At 70.7% G+C, this 15,231-nt stretch carries 18 protein-coding genes and 1 pseudogene; 12 read left to right on the top strand and 7 right to left on the bottom strand.

The window, feature by feature from the left end; genetic code table 11:
- Positions 1-5: 5 nt before the first annotated feature.
- The 12 genes and pseudogenes from bchM (at position 6) to ACPOLB_RS05080 (ending at position 8,440) form a co-directional block, all read left to right on the top strand.
- Complete coding sequence (gene bchM, locus ACPOLB_RS05025; RefSeq protein WP_425260221.1) at positions 6-710, top strand: magnesium protoporphyrin IX methyltransferase; 705 nt, start codon at positions 6-8, stop codon at positions 708-710.
- On the top strand, positions 707-2,155 hold the full coding sequence (locus ACPOLB_RS05030) for a BCD family MFS transporter (protein WP_425260222.1): 1,449 nt from the start codon (positions 707-709) through the stop codon (positions 2,153-2,155). The genes bchM and ACPOLB_RS05030 overlap by 4 nt, the downstream gene beginning before the upstream one ends.
- Positions 2,156-2,182: 27 nt before the next feature.
- The gene (puhA, locus tag ACPOLB_RS05035; RefSeq protein WP_425260223.1) at positions 2,183-2,935 is read left to right on the top strand and encodes a photosynthetic reaction center subunit H; all 753 of its coding nucleotides are present in this window, start codon (positions 2,183-2,185) and stop codon (positions 2,933-2,935) included.
- Positions 2,932-3,627 carry a photosynthetic complex putative assembly protein PuhB gene (puhB, locus tag ACPOLB_RS05040; protein WP_425260224.1) on the top strand — a complete coding sequence of 232 codons (696 nt, stop codon included), beginning with the start codon at positions 2,932-2,934 and terminating at the stop codon, positions 3,625-3,627. The genes puhA and puhB overlap by 4 nt, the downstream gene beginning before the upstream one ends.
- Before the next feature lie 31 nt (positions 3,628-3,658).
- Positions 3,659-4,132: a photosynthetic complex assembly protein PuhC gene (gene puhC / locus ACPOLB_RS05045; protein ID WP_425260225.1), complete on the top strand. Its 474-nt coding sequence runs from the start codon at positions 3,659-3,661 to the stop codon at positions 4,130-4,132.
- Positions 4,133-4,152: 20 nt separating this feature from the next.
- A complete protein-coding gene (acsF, locus tag ACPOLB_RS05050; RefSeq protein ID WP_425260226.1) occupies positions 4,153-5,223 on the top strand; it encodes a magnesium-protoporphyrin IX monomethyl ester (oxidative) cyclase in 1,071 nt (356 codons plus the stop codon).
- Positions 5,224-5,242: 19 nt separating this feature from the next.
- Positions 5,243-6,052, top strand: a complete 810-nt coding sequence (puhE, locus tag ACPOLB_RS05055; protein ID WP_425260227.1) for a putative photosynthetic complex assembly protein PuhE — start codon at positions 5,243-5,245, stop codon at positions 6,050-6,052.
- Positions 6,042-7,064 (top strand): phytoene/squalene synthase family protein, encoded by a 1,023-nt coding sequence (locus tag ACPOLB_RS05060; protein ID WP_425260228.1) that lies wholly within the window; start codon positions 6,042-6,044, stop codon positions 7,062-7,064. Before puhE ends, ACPOLB_RS05060 begins: the two co-directional genes overlap by 11 nt.
- A 15-nt stretch (positions 7,065-7,079) precedes the next feature.
- Positions 7,080-7,334 carry a hypothetical protein gene (locus tag ACPOLB_RS05065; RefSeq protein WP_425260229.1) on the top strand — a complete coding sequence of 85 codons (255 nt, stop codon included), beginning with the start codon at positions 7,080-7,082 and terminating at the stop codon, positions 7,332-7,334.
- 9 nt (positions 7,335-7,343) lie between these two features.
- Positions 7,344-7,625, top strand: coding sequence for a hypothetical protein (locus ACPOLB_RS05070; RefSeq protein ID WP_425260231.1), 282 nt, complete (start codon positions 7,344-7,346; stop codon positions 7,623-7,625).
- Positions 7,626-7,676: 51 nt separating this feature from the next.
- A pseudogene (locus ACPOLB_RS05075) lies at positions 7,677-7,832 on the top strand (transposase); the annotation flags it as partial.
- A 110-nt stretch (positions 7,833-7,942) separates the two neighbouring features.
- Positions 7,943-8,440 (top strand): IS5 family transposase, encoded by a 498-nt coding sequence (locus tag ACPOLB_RS05080; RefSeq protein ID WP_425261868.1) that lies wholly within the window; start codon positions 7,943-7,945, stop codon positions 8,438-8,440.
- A 17-nt stretch (positions 8,441-8,457) separates the two neighbouring features.
- Here ACPOLB_RS05080 and ACPOLB_RS05085 read toward each other — a convergent pair whose 3' ends face one another.
- The 7 genes from ACPOLB_RS05085 to pufA all read right to left on the bottom strand — a co-directional run bounded on the left by ACPOLB_RS05085 (position 8,458) and on the right by pufA (position 15,228).
- Positions 8,458-9,216, bottom strand: a complete 759-nt coding sequence (locus tag ACPOLB_RS05085) for a carotenoid 1,2-hydratase (protein WP_425260232.1) — start codon at positions 9,214-9,216, stop codon at positions 8,458-8,460.
- An 89-nt stretch (positions 9,217-9,305) separates the two neighbouring features.
- Positions 9,306-10,874, bottom strand: a complete 1,569-nt coding sequence (gene crtD / locus ACPOLB_RS05090; protein ID WP_425260233.1) for a 1-hydroxycarotenoid 3,4-desaturase CrtD — start codon at positions 10,872-10,874, stop codon at positions 9,306-9,308.
- Complete coding sequence (locus ACPOLB_RS05095; RefSeq protein ID WP_425260234.1) at positions 10,867-11,667, bottom strand: spheroidene monooxygenase; 801 nt, start codon at positions 11,665-11,667, stop codon at positions 10,867-10,869. The genes crtD and ACPOLB_RS05095 overlap by 8 nt, the downstream gene beginning before the upstream one ends.
- Positions 11,668-11,700: 33 nt before the next feature.
- Complete coding sequence (pufC, locus tag ACPOLB_RS05100; protein ID WP_425260235.1) at positions 11,701-13,071, bottom strand: photosynthetic reaction center cytochrome PufC; 1,371 nt, start codon at positions 13,069-13,071, stop codon at positions 11,701-11,703.
- Positions 13,068-14,048, bottom strand: a complete 981-nt coding sequence (pufM, locus tag ACPOLB_RS05105) for a photosynthetic reaction center subunit M (protein WP_425260236.1) — start codon at positions 14,046-14,048, stop codon at positions 13,068-13,070. Before pufM ends, pufC begins: the two co-directional genes overlap by 4 nt.
- A gap of 21 nt (positions 14,049-14,069) precedes the next feature.
- Positions 14,070-14,909, bottom strand: coding sequence for a photosynthetic reaction center subunit L (gene pufL / locus ACPOLB_RS05110; protein ID WP_425260237.1), 840 nt, complete (start codon positions 14,907-14,909; stop codon positions 14,070-14,072).
- A gap of 118 nt (positions 14,910-15,027) precedes the next feature.
- Positions 15,028-15,228 carry a light-harvesting antenna LH1, alpha subunit gene (pufA, locus tag ACPOLB_RS05115; protein WP_425260238.1) on the bottom strand — a complete coding sequence of 67 codons (201 nt, stop codon included), beginning with the start codon at positions 15,226-15,228 and terminating at the stop codon, positions 15,028-15,030.
- Positions 15,229-15,231 lie beyond the last annotated feature (3 nt).

Consider the following 15,231-nt stretch of genomic DNA (forward strand, 5'->3'; position numbering starts at 1 on the left):
GCCCGATGATGGAGACCACCACCTACCAGCGCCGCCGCGGCGAGATCGAGACCTACTTCGACCGCACCGCAGCCCAGGCCTGGGCCCGACTCACGTCGACCGCGCCGGTGGGTCGCGTGCGGGCCACCGTGCGTGCCGGGCGCGACCGCATGCGGGCCACGCTGCTGGGCTGGCTGCCGCAGGACCTGCGCGGCCGCCGCATCCTCGACGCCGGCTGCGGCACCGGCGCGCTGGCCGTCGAAGCCGCGCGCCGCGGCGCCGAGGTCGTGGCCATCGACCTCTCGCCCACGCTCGTGGCGCTGGCGCGCGAACGCCTGCCCGAGGCACTGGGCGGCGGCTCCATCGACTTCCGCAGCGGCGACATGCTCGACCCGATGCTGGGCCAGTTCGACCACGTCGTGGCGATGGATTCGCTGATCCACTACCGCGCCGACGACGTCGTGGCCGCGCTGTCGAAGCTGGCGGCGCGCACCGCGACCTCGATCCTGTTCACCGCCGCGCCGCGCACGCCGGCCACGCTGGCCATGCTGTACGCGGGCCGCCTGTTCCCGCGCGGCAACCGCTCGCCGGCCATCGAGCCGGTGTCGCCCGCCGAGCTGCAGCGCCTGATGGCGCTGGACCCCACGCTGGCGCACTGGCAGCACGGCCGCTTCGACACCGTCACCGGCGGCTTCTACAAGTCGCAGGCCATGGAGTGGAAGCGGCTGTGAAGTTCCTCTCCGTGCTCACCCCCGCGCAGCGCGCCTGGCTCGAACGCGCGTTGCCGCGTGCGCTGCCGTTCGCCGACGCGGCCAGCACGGACCTGCCGCTGCCGCGGCTGCTGCGCCTGTCGCTGTTCCAGGTGTCGGTGGGCCTGGCGATGGCCTTGATGGTGGGCACACTCAACCGCGTGATGATCGTCGAGCTGCACATGGCAGCCTGGCTGGTGGCGCTGATGGTGGCGCTGCCCATCCTGGCCGCGCCCTTCCGCGCGGTGGTGGGCTTCCGCTCCGACACGCACGCCTCGGCCATCGGCTGGCGGCGCGTGCCCTACATCTGGATCGGCTCGATCCTGCAGTTCGGCGGGTTGGCGATCATGCCGTTCGCGCTGCTGGTGCTGACCGGCGATGGCCAGCTCGGCATGGCCTGGCTGGGCCAGCTCTGCGCCGGCCTGGCCTTCCTGCTGGTGGGCGCGGGCCTGCAGACCACGCAGACCACCGGCCTCGCACTGGCCACCGACCTGGCGAGCGAGCAGACGCGGCCGCGCGTGGTGGCGCTGATGTACGTGATGCTGCTGCTGGGCATGGTGGGCGGCGGCACGCTGTGCGCCACGCTGCTGGCCGACTTCTCCGACAAGCGCCTGGTGCAGGTGGTGCAGGGTGCGGCGCTGCTGAGCGTGTTCCTGAACATCATCGCCGTGTGGCGCCAGGAAGCCCGCGACCCGACGCGCCGCCGGAGCAAGAGCGAACCCGCGCCGGCCTTCGGCCCGATGTGGCGCAGCTTCATCGAACGCCGCCACGCGCGCCGCTTCCTGTGGACGGTGGGCCTGGGCACGATGGCCTTCAACATGCAGGACATCGTTCTCGAGCCCTACGGTGGCGAGATCCTGGGCCTGGACGTCGGCGCCACCAGCGCGCTCACCGCGCTGACCGCCGGCGGCTCGCTGGCCGCGTTCGCACTGGCAGCACGGCTGCTCAGCCGCGGCGCCGACCCGTTCCGCGTGGCGGCTGCGGGTGCCCTCGTGGGCCTGCCGGCCTTTGCCGCAGTGATCTTCTCGGCGCCGCTCGAAGCGCCGATGCTGTTCCGCATCGGCGCCCTGCTCATCGGCTTCGGCAGCGGCCTCTTCGCCGTCGGCACGCTGACCGCGGCGATGAGCCTGGAGAGCAAGGCCCACGTCGGCCTGGCCCTCGGCGCCTGGGGTGCCGTGCAGGCCACGGCGGCCGGCGTCTCGGTGGCCGCCGGCGGTGCGCTGCGCGACCTGGTCTCGGGCCTGGCGATGCACGGAGCGCTGGGCGAGGCGCTGGTCAGTCCGGTCACGGGCTACAGCTTCGTGTACCACCTCGAGATCTATCTGCTGTTCGGGGCGCTCGTCGCCATCGGTCCGCTGGTGCGGCGCCCCACGCGCACCACCAGGACCACCCCACCCCAGTTCGGTCTGGCCGACTTTCCCGGCTAGCCGCACGTTCACAAGAAGGAGATCCCCATGGGAACCGGAGCCATCACCCAATACGTCGATGTGGCCCAGCTGGTGCTGTACCTGTTCTGGATCTTCTTCGCCGGCATCGTGTACTACCTGGTGCGCGAGAACCACCGCGAGGGCTACCCGATGGACCACGACAGCGGCGGCGTCATCACCGGCTGGCCGATCCCGCAGCCCAAGACCTACCGGATGGCCAACGGCCACGAGGTCAGCATCCCCAACTTCCAGCCCGAGACGCGCCCGCTGCTGGCCGAGCCCGCGCACAGCTGGGCCGGCGCGCCGCTGGTGCCGACCGGCGACACGCCCATGCTCGACGGCGTCGGTCCGGGTGCCTGGGCCGAGCGCGCCGATGTCGCCGACGTCACCTTCGAGGGCGAGCCCAAGCTGGTGCCGCTGCGCGTGGCCAGCGAGTACGGCGTCGTCAGCAGCGACACCGACCCGCGCGGGCTCGATGTCTACGGCGCCGACGGCGAGGTGGGCGGCCAGGTGGTGGACCTCTGGGTCGACTGCGCCGAGAACCTGTTCCGCTACCTCGAGCTGCAGGTCGGTGACCGCCGCGTGCTGCTGCCGATGAACTTCGCCCGCGTCAAGCGCAACGGCGTCTACGTCGGCGCCATCCTCGGCCACCAGTTCGCCGACGTGCCTGGCACGAAGCAACCCGACCTGGTGACGATCCTCGAAGAAGAGAAGATCCAGGCCTACTACGGCGCCGGCACGCTGTACGCCGAGCCCTCGCGCCTGGAGCCGCTGGTATGAAGGCGCACCGCCACAGCCTGGGCCACGAGCACGACCACGAGCCCGTGCGCGGCCTGCCCGAGGCACCGCCGCCCGGCGAACACGTGTTGTGGCAGGGCAGCCCCGACTGGTGGCAGCTCGCGCTGCGCGCCTTCCACCTGCGCAAGCTGGTGGCGTACTTCGCGGTGCTGATGGTGCTGCGCGCGCTGTTCGTGGCCGGCGAAGGCGCCAGTGCCTCGGAAGCCACGGTGGCCGCGCTGTGGCTGGCGCTGCCCTCGTCGGTGGCGCTGGGCCTGGTGGCGCTGCTGGCCTGGCTGTCGGCGCGCACGACGCTCTACACCATCACCAACCACCGCGTCGTGATGCGCATCGGCATCGTGCTGACGCTGGCCTACAACCTGCCGTTCAAGCGCATCGCCGCCGCCGGCCTGAAGCTGCGGCCCGACGGCAGCGGCGACATCCCGCTCACCCTGGTCGGCAAGGACCGCATCGCGCTGCTGCATCTGTGGCCGCACGCCCGCCCCTGGCGCGTGGCCCAGCCCGAACCGATGCTGCGCTGCCTGCCGAAGGCGGCCGAGGCCGCACGCGTGCTGAGCCAGGCCTGGGCCCTGGAAACCGGTGGCCAGCCGGGCACCACGGCAGCGGCAGCCACCGCGCCCGCCGCGGCCGCACACCACGGCCACCGCCAGCCCATGCTGGCCGGCGGCGACTGAGCCCGCCACCCGCCGCCACCGAGACCACCCCATGCGCAGTACCCTGCCCGCCCCCCGCCAACCCGACGCACTGCCGCGTGGCGCCGTGGTCGCCATCGGCGCCGTGCTGCTGGCCGTGCTGGCCGGCGTGGCCGGCGTGCGCAGTGCAGGCGTGACCATCCGCGCGCCGGACGCACCGGCCATCGCGAAGCGCCAGCTGCGCTTCGAAGACCGGCCCGACGGCAGCGTGGCCGTCATCGACGCCCGCAGCGGCCAGCAGATCGAGGCCGTGCAAGGCGAGGCCGGGTTCCTGCGCGGCGCGCTGCGCGCCTTGGCGCGCGAACGCCAGAAGCGCGACCTCGGCGCCGGCCCGGCCTTCGAGCTGATCGCACGCGCCGACGGCCGCCTGACGCTGGCCGACCCGGCCACCGGCGAACGCCTGGACCTCGAGTCCTTCGGACCCACCAACGCAGCCGTGTTCGCACGCCTGCTGCAAGCCGGCCATCCTGCCGGCACCACACGCTGATTGCCCGGGAGACATCCACCATGGACGCCACCATCGCCACCCCCGACCAAGCTGCCGCCAAGGCCAAGGAAGAGACGCTGCTGAGCCCGCGCTTCTACACCACGGACTTCAAGGCGATGGACCGCATCGACGTGTCTCCGATCCGCGCCGAGTGGGACAAGATGATGGCCGAGTACGAGGGCGACAACAACCACGACCACTTCCAGCGCACCCCTGAGTTCGCGCAGGAAGTGGCCGAGCGCTTCTCGCAGGTGACGCCCGAGCTGCGCAAGGAGTTCCTCGAGTTCCTGGTGAGCTCGCTGACCTCGGAGTTCTCGGGCTGCATCCTCTACAACGAGATCCAGAAGAACATCGAGAACCCCGACATCAAGGCGCTGATGCGCTTCATGGCGCGCGACGAATCGCGCCATGCGGGCTTCATCAACCAGAGCCTGAAGGACTTCGGCCTGGGCATCGATCTCGGCAGCCTGAAGCGCACGAAGAAGTACACGTACTTCAAGCCCAAGTACATCTTCTACGCGACCTACCTGTCCGAGAAGATCGGCTACGCGCGCTACATCGCGATCTACCGCCAGCTCGAGCGCCACCCCGACAAGCGCTTCCACCCGATCTTTCGCTGGTTCGAACGCTGGTGCAACGACGAGTTCCGCCACGGCGAGAGCTTCGCGCTGATCATGCGCGCCAACCCGCACCTGCTGCAGGGTGGCAACCTGCTGTGGGTCCGCTTCTTCCTGCTCGCGGTGTACGCCACGATGTACGTGCGCGACCACACGCGGCCGATGCTGCACGAGGCGATGGGCCTGCACTCCACCGAGTACGACTACGCCGTCTTCGACATCACGACCGAGATCTCCAAGCAGGTGTTCCCGATCTCGCTGGACACCGACCTGCCGGCCTTCCGCGCCGGGCTCGACAAGCTGTTCCGCATCCAGCAGCGCATCGACGCCGCCAAGGTCCGCGGCGGCCTCGTCGGCCGGCTGCAGCAGGGCGTGGCAGCGCTGCAAGGCGTGGCCACCTTCGCACGCCTGTACATGCTGCCGGTGAAGCGCCACGCCCTGCCCGCGCAGGTGCGCGTGGCCCCGGCCTGGTGATCGGCACCCGGCCTGCACGATGACCACGCTGCTGCTGCCCGCGGTCTTCGCCATCTTCATCTGGTGGTTCAGCACCGGGCTGATCCTGCTGCTCGACAATCTGCCGCGCACCACGTTCCGCTGGAGCATCGTGCTGTCGTCGCTGCTGGCCGGCGGCGCCCTGCTCGGCCTGGCCCACACCGCCAGCCAGACCACCGAGGCCGCGGCCTACTGCGCCTTCACCTGCGCACTGCTGGTCTGGGGCTGGCACGAGCTGACCTTCTTGACGGGCTGGCTGACCGGGCCGCGCAAGATCGCGTCGCCTGCCGGGTTGACCGGCTGGCCGCGCTTCAGCCAGGCGGTCGCTGCCATCCTGTGGCACGAGATCGGCATCCTGGCCATGGGCGCGGCCATCGTGGCCATCACCTGGAACGCGCCGAACCAGGTCGGCACCTGGACCTTCGCCGTGCTCTGGACCATGCGCACCAGCGCCAAGCTGAACCTGTTCCTGGGCGTGCGCAACCTCAGCGAGGAGTTCCTGCCGCCGCACCTGAAGTACCTGCAGAGCTTCTTCCGCCGCCGCAAGATGAACCTGCTGTTCCCGCTGTCGGTCACGGCCGCCACCGCGGTGGCCGCGATGATGGTCGCCGCCGCGCTGCAGGCGCCCGCGGCCGAAGCCGTGGGCCTGGTGCTCGTGACCACGATGCTGGCGCTGGCGATCCTGGAGCACTGGCTGCTGGTGCTGCCGCTGCCCAGCACCGCGCTGTGGCGCTGGGCGATGCGCCAGCCGACCCCCGAACCCGCGGCCGCCCGGCCCGACAACGAGGACATCCTGCTCCATGCACGCTGACCCCGGCCACGATCTGCAGGCCTGCCGGCGCTTGATGCGCGGCGGCTCCAAGTCCTTCTTCGCGGCGTCGCTGCTGCTGCCGGCCCGCGTGCGCGCGCCGGCCACGGCGCTGTACGCCTTCTGCCGCCTGGCCGACGACGCCATCGACCTGGGCGACGATGCCCACGCGGCGATGGTGGCGCTGCGCGAGCGCCTGGACGGCATCTACGCCGGCACGCCGGCCGACATCGACGCCGACCGGGCGCTGGCCTGTGCGGTGCGCCGGCACGAGATCCCGCGCGAGCTGCTCGACGCCCTGCTCGAAGGCTTCCTGTGGGACGCCCAGGGCCGCCGCTACGAGACCCTGGACGAGCTGCACGACTACGCCGCGCGCGTGGCTGGCGCAGTCGGCGCGATGATGGCGCTGGTGATGGGCACGCGCAGCCACCAGGCCCTGGCACGCGCCTGCGAGCTGGGCGTGGCGATGCAGCTGACCAACATCGCCCGCGACGTCGGCGAGGACGCCCGCAACGGCCGCCTGTACCTGCCGCGGCGCTGGATGGCCGAGGCCGGCATCGACACCGAACCCTGGCTGCGCAAGCCGGTCTTCGACGGCCGCATCGCCGCCGTGGTGCAGCGCCTGCTGCGCGAGGCCGAGACGCTGTACGCCCGTGCCGAGCACGGCATCGCCGCGCTGCCGCGCGACTGCCGGCCGGCGATCCGCGCCGCACGGCTGGTCTACGCCGAGATCGGGGTGCAGCTCGAACGCGAGGGGCTGGACTCGGTCAACCGCCGCGTGGTCGTGCGCAAGTCGCGCAAGCTGGCGCTGATGGCGCAGGCCAGCGGCGCCGCGTGGTTCACGCCCGGCAAGCCCGCGACCGTGCTGCCGCCGCTGCCGGCGATCCAGTACCTGGTGGACCTGGCGCCGCGCCCCGAACCTCTGCCGCTGGTGCCCAGCGGCCGGTTCGACGACCGCATGGTCTGGGTGCTCGACCTCTTCGAGCGCCAGCTGCAGCAGCAGCGCTCGCGCTGAAGGCCGCGGCACGCCATGGCCGCGGACGCCGGCGGCAGCAACTGGCCGATCGTGCTGATCGAGGTGGTGCTGATCTTCGGCGGCACGCTCGCCTTCGGATGGTGGCAGCTGCGCTCGGTCAAGCGCGACCAGGAACGGACGCGCCGCGAACGTGCGGAGCGTGCCGAACAGGAAGCGCAGGCGGCGGCCACCACGCCAGCTGCGCAGGATGCCGCGCTCGCGGCGCCGGCGCCGCCCGCCGCACGGACACAGCCCCCCGATCTGCGCTAGATTGCCGGCATGGTCGTGAACGTGCTGGCGGGCCTGGGGCTCGCCGTCTGCCTGCTGCTGCTGCTGGACATGGCGATCGGCGCGCGCCGTCGTGCGCTCGTGCGTGCCTGGCTGCGCCTGCAGTGGCAGCGCCTGCGCCACCTGCCGCACCGGCAGCGTGAACGCCAGGCCGCGCAGCAAGCCGCTGCGCAGGCCATCGAACGCGCCCGCCGCGCCGTCGTCGAGCGCGAAGGCAACGTCTACCGCCCGCGCAGCTTCGACCGCCGGCCGCCCGACGACAAGCTGCACTAGGGCCTGTTAACACTAATTGCGCCGAAGCCGCATTGTCTTGACACTGCGGCCATGGAGATCACCGCAGCGCAGTTTGCCCAGATCGAACACTGCTTGCCCCGCCAGCGAGGCAACGTCAGCCTGTCGAATCTGCAAGTGCTTAACGCAATCCTTTACGTGGCCGAGCACGGCTGCAAGTGGCGCGGTCTGCCCAAGCGGTTTGGCAATTGGCACACGATCTACACGCGCATGAGCCGCTGGGCCAAGTCCGGCGTGCTCGACAAGGCGTTTGAGCAGTTGCAGCGTGCGCAGGTCGTGCAGATCAAGATCGAGTCCGTCTGCCTGGACAGCACCAGCGTGAAGGTGCACCCGGACGGCACTGGTGCTCGAAAAAAAACGGTCCGCAGGCTATCGGCAAGTCCCGCGGTGGCTGGAACACCAAGATCCACCTCCTCGCTGCGGACGCACGCACGGCCATAACGTTCTCGCTGTCGCCAGGCCAGGCGCACGATGCACCCGAGGGACGAGAGCTGTTGAAGCGGCTGGGGCCGCCCAATCGTCCTCTTCACCTGATCATGGACCGCGCCTACGAGGGCAACGAGACTCGGCAGCTTGCGCTCGATCTGGGCTTCGTCCCCGTCGTGCCCCCACTCAGCACGCGCATCGAGCCATGGGAATACGACCGGGCGATGTACAAGCGTCGCAACGAGGTAGAGCGCCTGTTCCGCAGGCTCAAGGGCTACCGCCGCATCTTCTCCCGCTTCGAGAAGCTCGACGTCATGTTCATCGCCTTCATCAGCTTCGCGCTGATCGCTGACGGCCTGCGGTTGTGTTAACAGGCCCTAGTCCGGCTTCAACTCCGCCGCGGCATGCGGAACGGCAGCATCAGCCGCACCGGCCAGCGCACCACGCGCGGCAGCAGCAGCGATTCGTGGAACGAGGTCACGCGCTCGCCCAGCAGGCTGGAATCGACCACCGAGCGGGCATAGAACGGCGTGTCCTCCAGCGTCTGCAGCACCCGCGCCGCGGGCGCGTCCGACGCGCTGCGCATCGCGCGCGGAATGCGCCACAGCGAGCCCGGCAGATCCTGGCGCGGCGGCGCTTCGAAAGGCTGGCTGCTGCCGTCGGGCGCGAAGCGCTGCGCCACCACGCGGTCGACGCCGCTCTTCTGGCGCACGTCGTAGATCACCGCGGTGCTGCCGTCGGCCATGGCCGAGCGCGACCAGTCCCACAGCGCGAACGGCCGGTCGATCGGCTCGTCGCCCTCGTTCGAATCGAGGTAGGCATGGCCGCGCCAGTGCAGGTCCGGCTGCTCGAAGTCGACCTCCACGCGGCTCACCGGCCCGATCGGCCCCCAGCGGTGGCGTCCACCGTCGTCCAGCGGCGTGACGAAGCGGCTCAGCCCCTGCGGCCACACGCGCACCCGGCCGCGCACGCGCTGCGGCAGCGGCATGCCCACCTCGTCGATCTCGATCTGCAGCGAATGCCCGTCCCAGTGCAGGTGGCTGGGGCCGATGGCGAAGTCGCGCTCGCTGCGCCGGCCGTGGCGGCGGCCGCGCTCGGTCATGGTCCAGCGCCGGCAGTCGCCGTACAGCGCCACGTTCAGGCACACGTGGTTCTCGGGGTCGACCTGCGCGCCGTCGCGCGCGCGGGCCCAGGCGTAGTACGGCGAGAAGACGCTGCCGACGAAGGCGATCAGCGTCAGCCCGTGCCGGCCATCGTCGCTGAGCGCGTCGACATACCACCAGAGATAACCACCCGGTGCGACCGGCTGGTCGAATCGAGGTGCGCCAAGAGCGTCGCGGCCGCCAGCCGGCCGCTCATCGCGGCCATCGGCACGCCCGGCCCCGGGTGCACGCTGCCCCCGGCCAGGTACAGCCCCGGCAGCCGCGTCGTCGACGACGGTCGCTGGAACGACGACATCCAGCCGTGGGTCGCCGGCCCGTACAGCGCGCCGCCCGTGGCCGGGAAACGCCGGTGCCAGTCGGCCGGCGTCGTGCGCAGCACCTGCTGCGGCGTCCATTCCAAGGTCAGGCCGCAGTCGCGCAGCAAGGCCAGGCTCCGTTGCTCGCATGGGTCGATCTCCGCAGCATCAAAGGGCCGGCGGTCGCCGTCGGCCGGGGCGTTCACCAGCGCCAGCAGACGCTCGCGGCCCTTGGGAACGACAAGATCGTCGTCGGTGCGGTCCTGCGCGCAGACGTACACCGTGCCGCGCTGCGGCAGGCGCCGGTGCCGGAAGATGTCGTCGAACTCGGACCGGTAGTCGTCGTCGAAGAAGACGTTGTGGCGCAGCAGCGGGAAGCCCTGCGTGCGCACGTGCGCGGCCCAGGTCAGCGCCGAGAGCGAACGCCGCGCCGGCGGCGTGCGCGCCACCGCGGGCCGCGTTGCGTCGCCCAACAGCCCGGTGGCCAGCGCCTGCGCGTCGCCGTTGAAGACCACCGAGTCGGCAGGCAGGGTGCTGCCGTCGGCCAGCCGCACGCCGCTGGCCCGGCCGCCCTGCGCCAGGATCTGCGCCACGCGGCGGCCGTACAGCAGCGTCACGCCGCGGCGTTCGGCCAGGCCGGCCACCGCGCGTGCCAGCGCATGCATGCCGCCGTCGATGGCCCAGACGCCGTCCTGCTCGACCTGCGCCACCAGCAGCAGCGTGGCCGGCGCCTGCCAGGGGCTGGCGCCGCAGTAGGTGGCGTAGCGTCCGAATAGCTGCTGCAGGCGGGGGTCGTGGAAGTGCCGCGCCAGCGCGCGCCACATCGACGCGAACGGGCCCAGCCCGGCGAGCACGCCCAGCCCGCGCGGGCCCAGGTCGCCCATCATGCTGAGCAGCGTGGGCCGCTCGGAGCGGATGTACGGGCCTTCGAGCGTGTCGTAGACCCGCTGCGCCTGGTCGCAGAAGCCGCGGAAGCGCCGCGCCTCGGCGGCGCCGGAGAAGGCGCCGATGGCGTCGGTGGAGCGTTCGCGGTCGGCGAAGAGATCGAGCCGCCGGTCGTGGCCGCGCCAGGCGTGGCGGGCCAGCACCGACAGCGGCGTCAGCCGCAGCAGTTCGGCCACCGAGCTGCCGGCCTCCTGCAGGATCTGGTCGAACACCCAGCGCATCGTGAACACCGTGGGGCCGCCGTCGATGGCCTGGCCGTCGACCTGCTGCTGGTGCAGCTTGCCGCCGGGCGCATCGCCGGCTTCGACCAGTGTCACCTGCAGCCCGCGGCTGGCCAGCAGCAAGGCGCTGACCAGGCCGCCGATGCCGGCGCCGACGACGACGACGCGGTGCTCAGCCAAGCGTGTGCCCCTTCCAGCGCCCCTGCACCGACACCGGCACGAAGCGCACGAAGGCCGACTCGCTGAAGAAGCCGCCACGGTGCGCAGCGCGGATGGCGTCGAGGTGCGCACCCGAGCGCGCGTAGGCCTCCATCGCCTGCACGCTGGTCCAGATGCTGAACGTGGCCTGGCGCAGCAGCGGCGCCTCCCCCAGGCCGACCGCCAGGATGCAGCCCGGCGCCGCTTCCAGGGACGCCTGCGCGGCCGGTGCCATGCGCCAGAAGCGCAGCGCCTGCAATGGCTTGATCGAGGCCCGCGTGAGCGCGGCGACGGGCGCGTCGGCACGCGCCGTGGCGCCGATGCCGAAGCCGTGGCCCGACCAGCTGCCACGGGCACTGGTGGCCACCAGCTTCAGCACGCACAGCTCACGGGCATGGCGGCGGTAGCTGGCAAGCAGCGGCGCGGCCTGCACGAAGGCCTCGGCCTGCGCGTCGCCGTCGAACACGAGGAACAGGCCCTGTCGGGTGCCGCTGGGGCGCAAGCCGAAGCCGCCCTCGTAGCCGCTGCCCAGCTGCTTGGCGAACCGCAGGCCCGGCACGTGGCGCAGCGGCCAGCGGCCGAGCACGAAGCGTGCGTAGCCCCACAGGCGGGAGGCCGGCGCCACGTCCACCAGCAGCAGCACCACGACCTCGCCCGGCGCCACCGCAGCGCCAGGGGCTGCCGGTGCCGGGGCGGGAGTGGACACCGGGCCGGCACCGCCGCCCTGCACCACCCTCGGGCTCAGATGCGGCGTGGCGGCGGACGGCATGTGCATGTCGGGGCCACCCGGGTCAGGCAGCCCGCGGGCTCACTGCAGCTTCGCTTCGACGCGGCGCGCTGCCGGGTCCTCGCCCGCCAGGTTGGCTTCCGCCTGCACCGGCTTGCTCAGCACCACGCGGGCTTCCTGGATGCCGGCCGCCAGCAGCGCGTCGCGCACGCTGAAGGCCCGCTGCTTGGCCAGTTCCTGGTTCTGCGCCAGGTCACCTGCGGCCGAGTGGTAGCCCGAGATCGCCACCTTGCTGCGGGGCGCAGCCGCCATCGCCGTGATCAGCTGGGCCAGGCCCTTGGCCTGCTCGCCTTCGAGCGTGGCCGAGCCGACACCGAAGTACAGCACCGAGCGCTGCGCCTCGGCCAGCGGCGCCGGCAACGGCGGCGGCTTGGCCGCGCCGACGAGACCGGCGTAGTCCTTGGCCATCGCCGCGCCGTACAGCGGCTTGTAGGCCCCGTTGTGGCAGGTGGCGCAGTTGGCCTTGGCGACGTCGCCGGTGGGGCCCAGGCGTTCCGGCGGGAAGTTCTTGGTCAGCGGCTCCATGTACTGCGTGTTCAGGTCGCGCGCCATGCGGATGCCGTGCCAGGCCGTCACGCGCTGCGGCGGCGCGCCTTCCCAGTTGCTGAACGAGTTGGTGTTGTGGCAGTAGGTGCAGTTCACGCCCAGCGACTGCGTCATGTGCACCATCAACCCGTAGGTGAACTCGGCCTGCTTCGTGGATGCCCGGTTGCCGGTGGGCAGCGCAGTCGTGCCGTTGACACGGATCGGCAGCGCGTCCTTCAGGTATGGCGTGAACGGATCGTACGGCAGGGAGCTCAGGCCCACGGTCTTGGCCGCCAGGTTCTGCCCTGCCAGGTCGCCGATGAAGTTGCTCTTCTTGTCCTGCGGCTCGGCCGTGAACCAGATGTTCGCCGGCACCGGGTTGCCGCGGTGGCAGGTGTAGCAGGTGACGCCGGTCTCGGCCACGTGCGCCTTCCAGTCGGCGTTGACGTGCTGCGTCATCTGGATCATGCGCCGCGCCACGATCTTGGTGTACTTGCTGTCGTCGGCGAAGTTCTCGCCGATGTGGCAGTAGTTGCAGCCCTGCGCCGGCGACACCCATTGCGTGATCGACGCCATGTGGCGGTTGAACTCGGCGATCGACAGGTCGCCCAGCACCTGCACGTTCTTGTAGATGTCCTTCGCCTTCGGCCCTTCTGCGGGGGCAGGCGGCGTGCTGGGCGGCGGCTGGTTGGCCGGGATCAGCTCGGCCTGCGTGCGCGGGTTGTAGACCAGCTCCATGCCGGTGCCGCGGTAGCCGCGCTGCACCGTGTCGACGGGCGGACGCTCGCAGCCGGTCAGCATGGCCAGCCCCACCAGGGCCAGCGACGTGAACGTGGTGCGCGAGAAGACGCGCGAGATCGCGATCATGGCTTCACTCCCTGCAAGGTGGCGGGGTCCACGACCGCCGGGAAGACGGCGGGGTAGGCCGGTGCGACACCGTGCTTCACCGCCCAGAGGTACCAGTTGTCGACCACCGTGCCCGTGAGCAGGATGCCGATGCCGCCGGCCAGCGGGCACAGCACCGCGAACCACCAGGCCCAGCGGTGGATGGACTCGGTGGTGGCGTTGAAGCCCATGGTCCAGCGCCAGAACAGCGCGGCGCGTTCCGAGGCCGTGCCGCGGTCGACGATCTGTTCCAGCTCGCGTTCACCGCCGAAGCGGCTGACCGCCAGGATGGTGGCGCCGTGCATCGCGAACAGCAGCGTCGAGCCATACAGGAAGGCGATGCTGAGCGCGTGGAACGGGTTGTAGAACAGGTTGCCGTAGCGCAGCGAGAACGCCGCCGTCCAGTCCAGGTGCGGGAAGATGCCGAAGGGCACCGCCTCGGCCCAGCTGCCCATCAGCACCGGGCGGATGAAGCCCAGCACCAGGAACAGCCAGATCGCCGCCGCGAAGGCCCAGGCCACGTGCGTGCCCATCCCCAGGGCCCGCGCCCGGGTGTACATGCGCGCCCACCACAGCAGGATGGACACGGTGAGGAAGGCGCCGGCCATCAGCCACCAGCCACCTTCGTTCAGCGGCGGCAGCGACAGCCCGTAGGCCGGCGCCGGCGGCTCCAGCGCCAGCCAGAACAGCTGGCGCACGAACTGCACCGGGTCCCAGTTCACCTGGGCCAGCATGTTGAAGCCGATGATGTTGAAGGCCAGCATGCCGAAGAACAGCGATGCGATGCCCAGCGGCCCGAGGTAGATGGGCCCGATCTGCGCCATGCCCAGCCGGGCGAACAGCGGCACCTGGATCGGTTCGGTGCCGGTGCGCGGGCTGTTGCCCTCGCCCAGCGGCACGCCCAGGTGCGCCGGACCGGCGACCCGCACGGTGGTGAAGAGGTTCTGGTACTCAGCCATGTTGTGCTCTCCTTGTGGGCTTCAGCGCAGAGGCCACTGCGACCAGATGGGCAGGTTCAGCCACCAGCCCCACCACTCGGGCCAGCCGCGGGTCCAGAACGGACCGCTGATCAGGATGCAGACGGCGCTGAAGAACACCGCCGCCAGCGCCAGGAACAGGCCCAGCCGGTGGATGCCCAGCGAGCCGATCGAGTAGCCGATCGCGTCGCGGAAGAAGGTGTCTTCGCTGTCCGTCGTCTTCACGGTCTGGCCCGGCGGCGGGTTCGACGCCGAGAGGATCAGGCCCCCGTGCAGCGACAGCGCCAGCGTCGTCGTGAAGAAGAAGCTGATGGCGATCATGTGCGCCGGGTTGTAGTGGAAGTGCAGGTACTGGTAGCCGACGTTCGACACCCAGTCCAGGTGGCTGAAGATGCCGTACGGGAAGCCGTGGCCCCAGGCCCCCAGCAGCACCGGACGGATCACCACCAGCGTGAAGTAGGCAAAGATCGCCATGCCGAAGGCGATCGGCACGTGGAGCTGCATGCCGAGCTTGCGGCAGATCTCCACCTCGCGCAGCGCCCACGACACGAAGGCGCCGAGCGCACACACCGTGATGAGCTGCCACAGGCCCCCCTCGAGCAGCGGCGCCATCGCCAGGCCGTACTTCAGGTCGGGCGGCGCGATGCTGATCTGCCAGAGATTCCAGGTCGGCCCCTGCGAGGCCCCCCAGAGGATCATGGCCGTGCCCAGAAACGTGAAGAATGCCGTCGTGACGCCGAAGAAACCGACGTAGAACGGGCCCACCCAGAAATCGAAGAGATCGCCTCCGACGAGGGTGCCGCCACGCACGCGGTACTTTCTTTCGAAACTCAGCATTGCCATTTTGTATTCCTCCAACCGACGGGGCACCCGAAGGTGCCGAGCGGCGAGTTTGTCTGCACAGACGGGTGGGATGCGGGTTGCCCCGGCAACCCACCCGCTGTTTCAGGCGGGTTGCGAATTACTTCGCCGCCAGAGATGCCACTGCCGTCGGCATCGGGGCGTTTTGCGACGCCACCGTTGCCTTCTTCGGGCCATCGAGCCAGTTGAACTTGTTCGTGCTGAGCAGGATGAGGTGAATCATCACTGCGACACCGAACAAAAAAACTCCCTGGGCAACCATCGTCCGCAGGGGGTCGAACAAACGCCAGATTCTCCACATGAT

It is taken from the genome of Rubrivivax soli (assembly GCF_049810355.1).
Lineage (GTDB): Bacteria > Pseudomonadota > Gammaproteobacteria > Burkholderiales > Burkholderiaceae_C > Rubrivivax.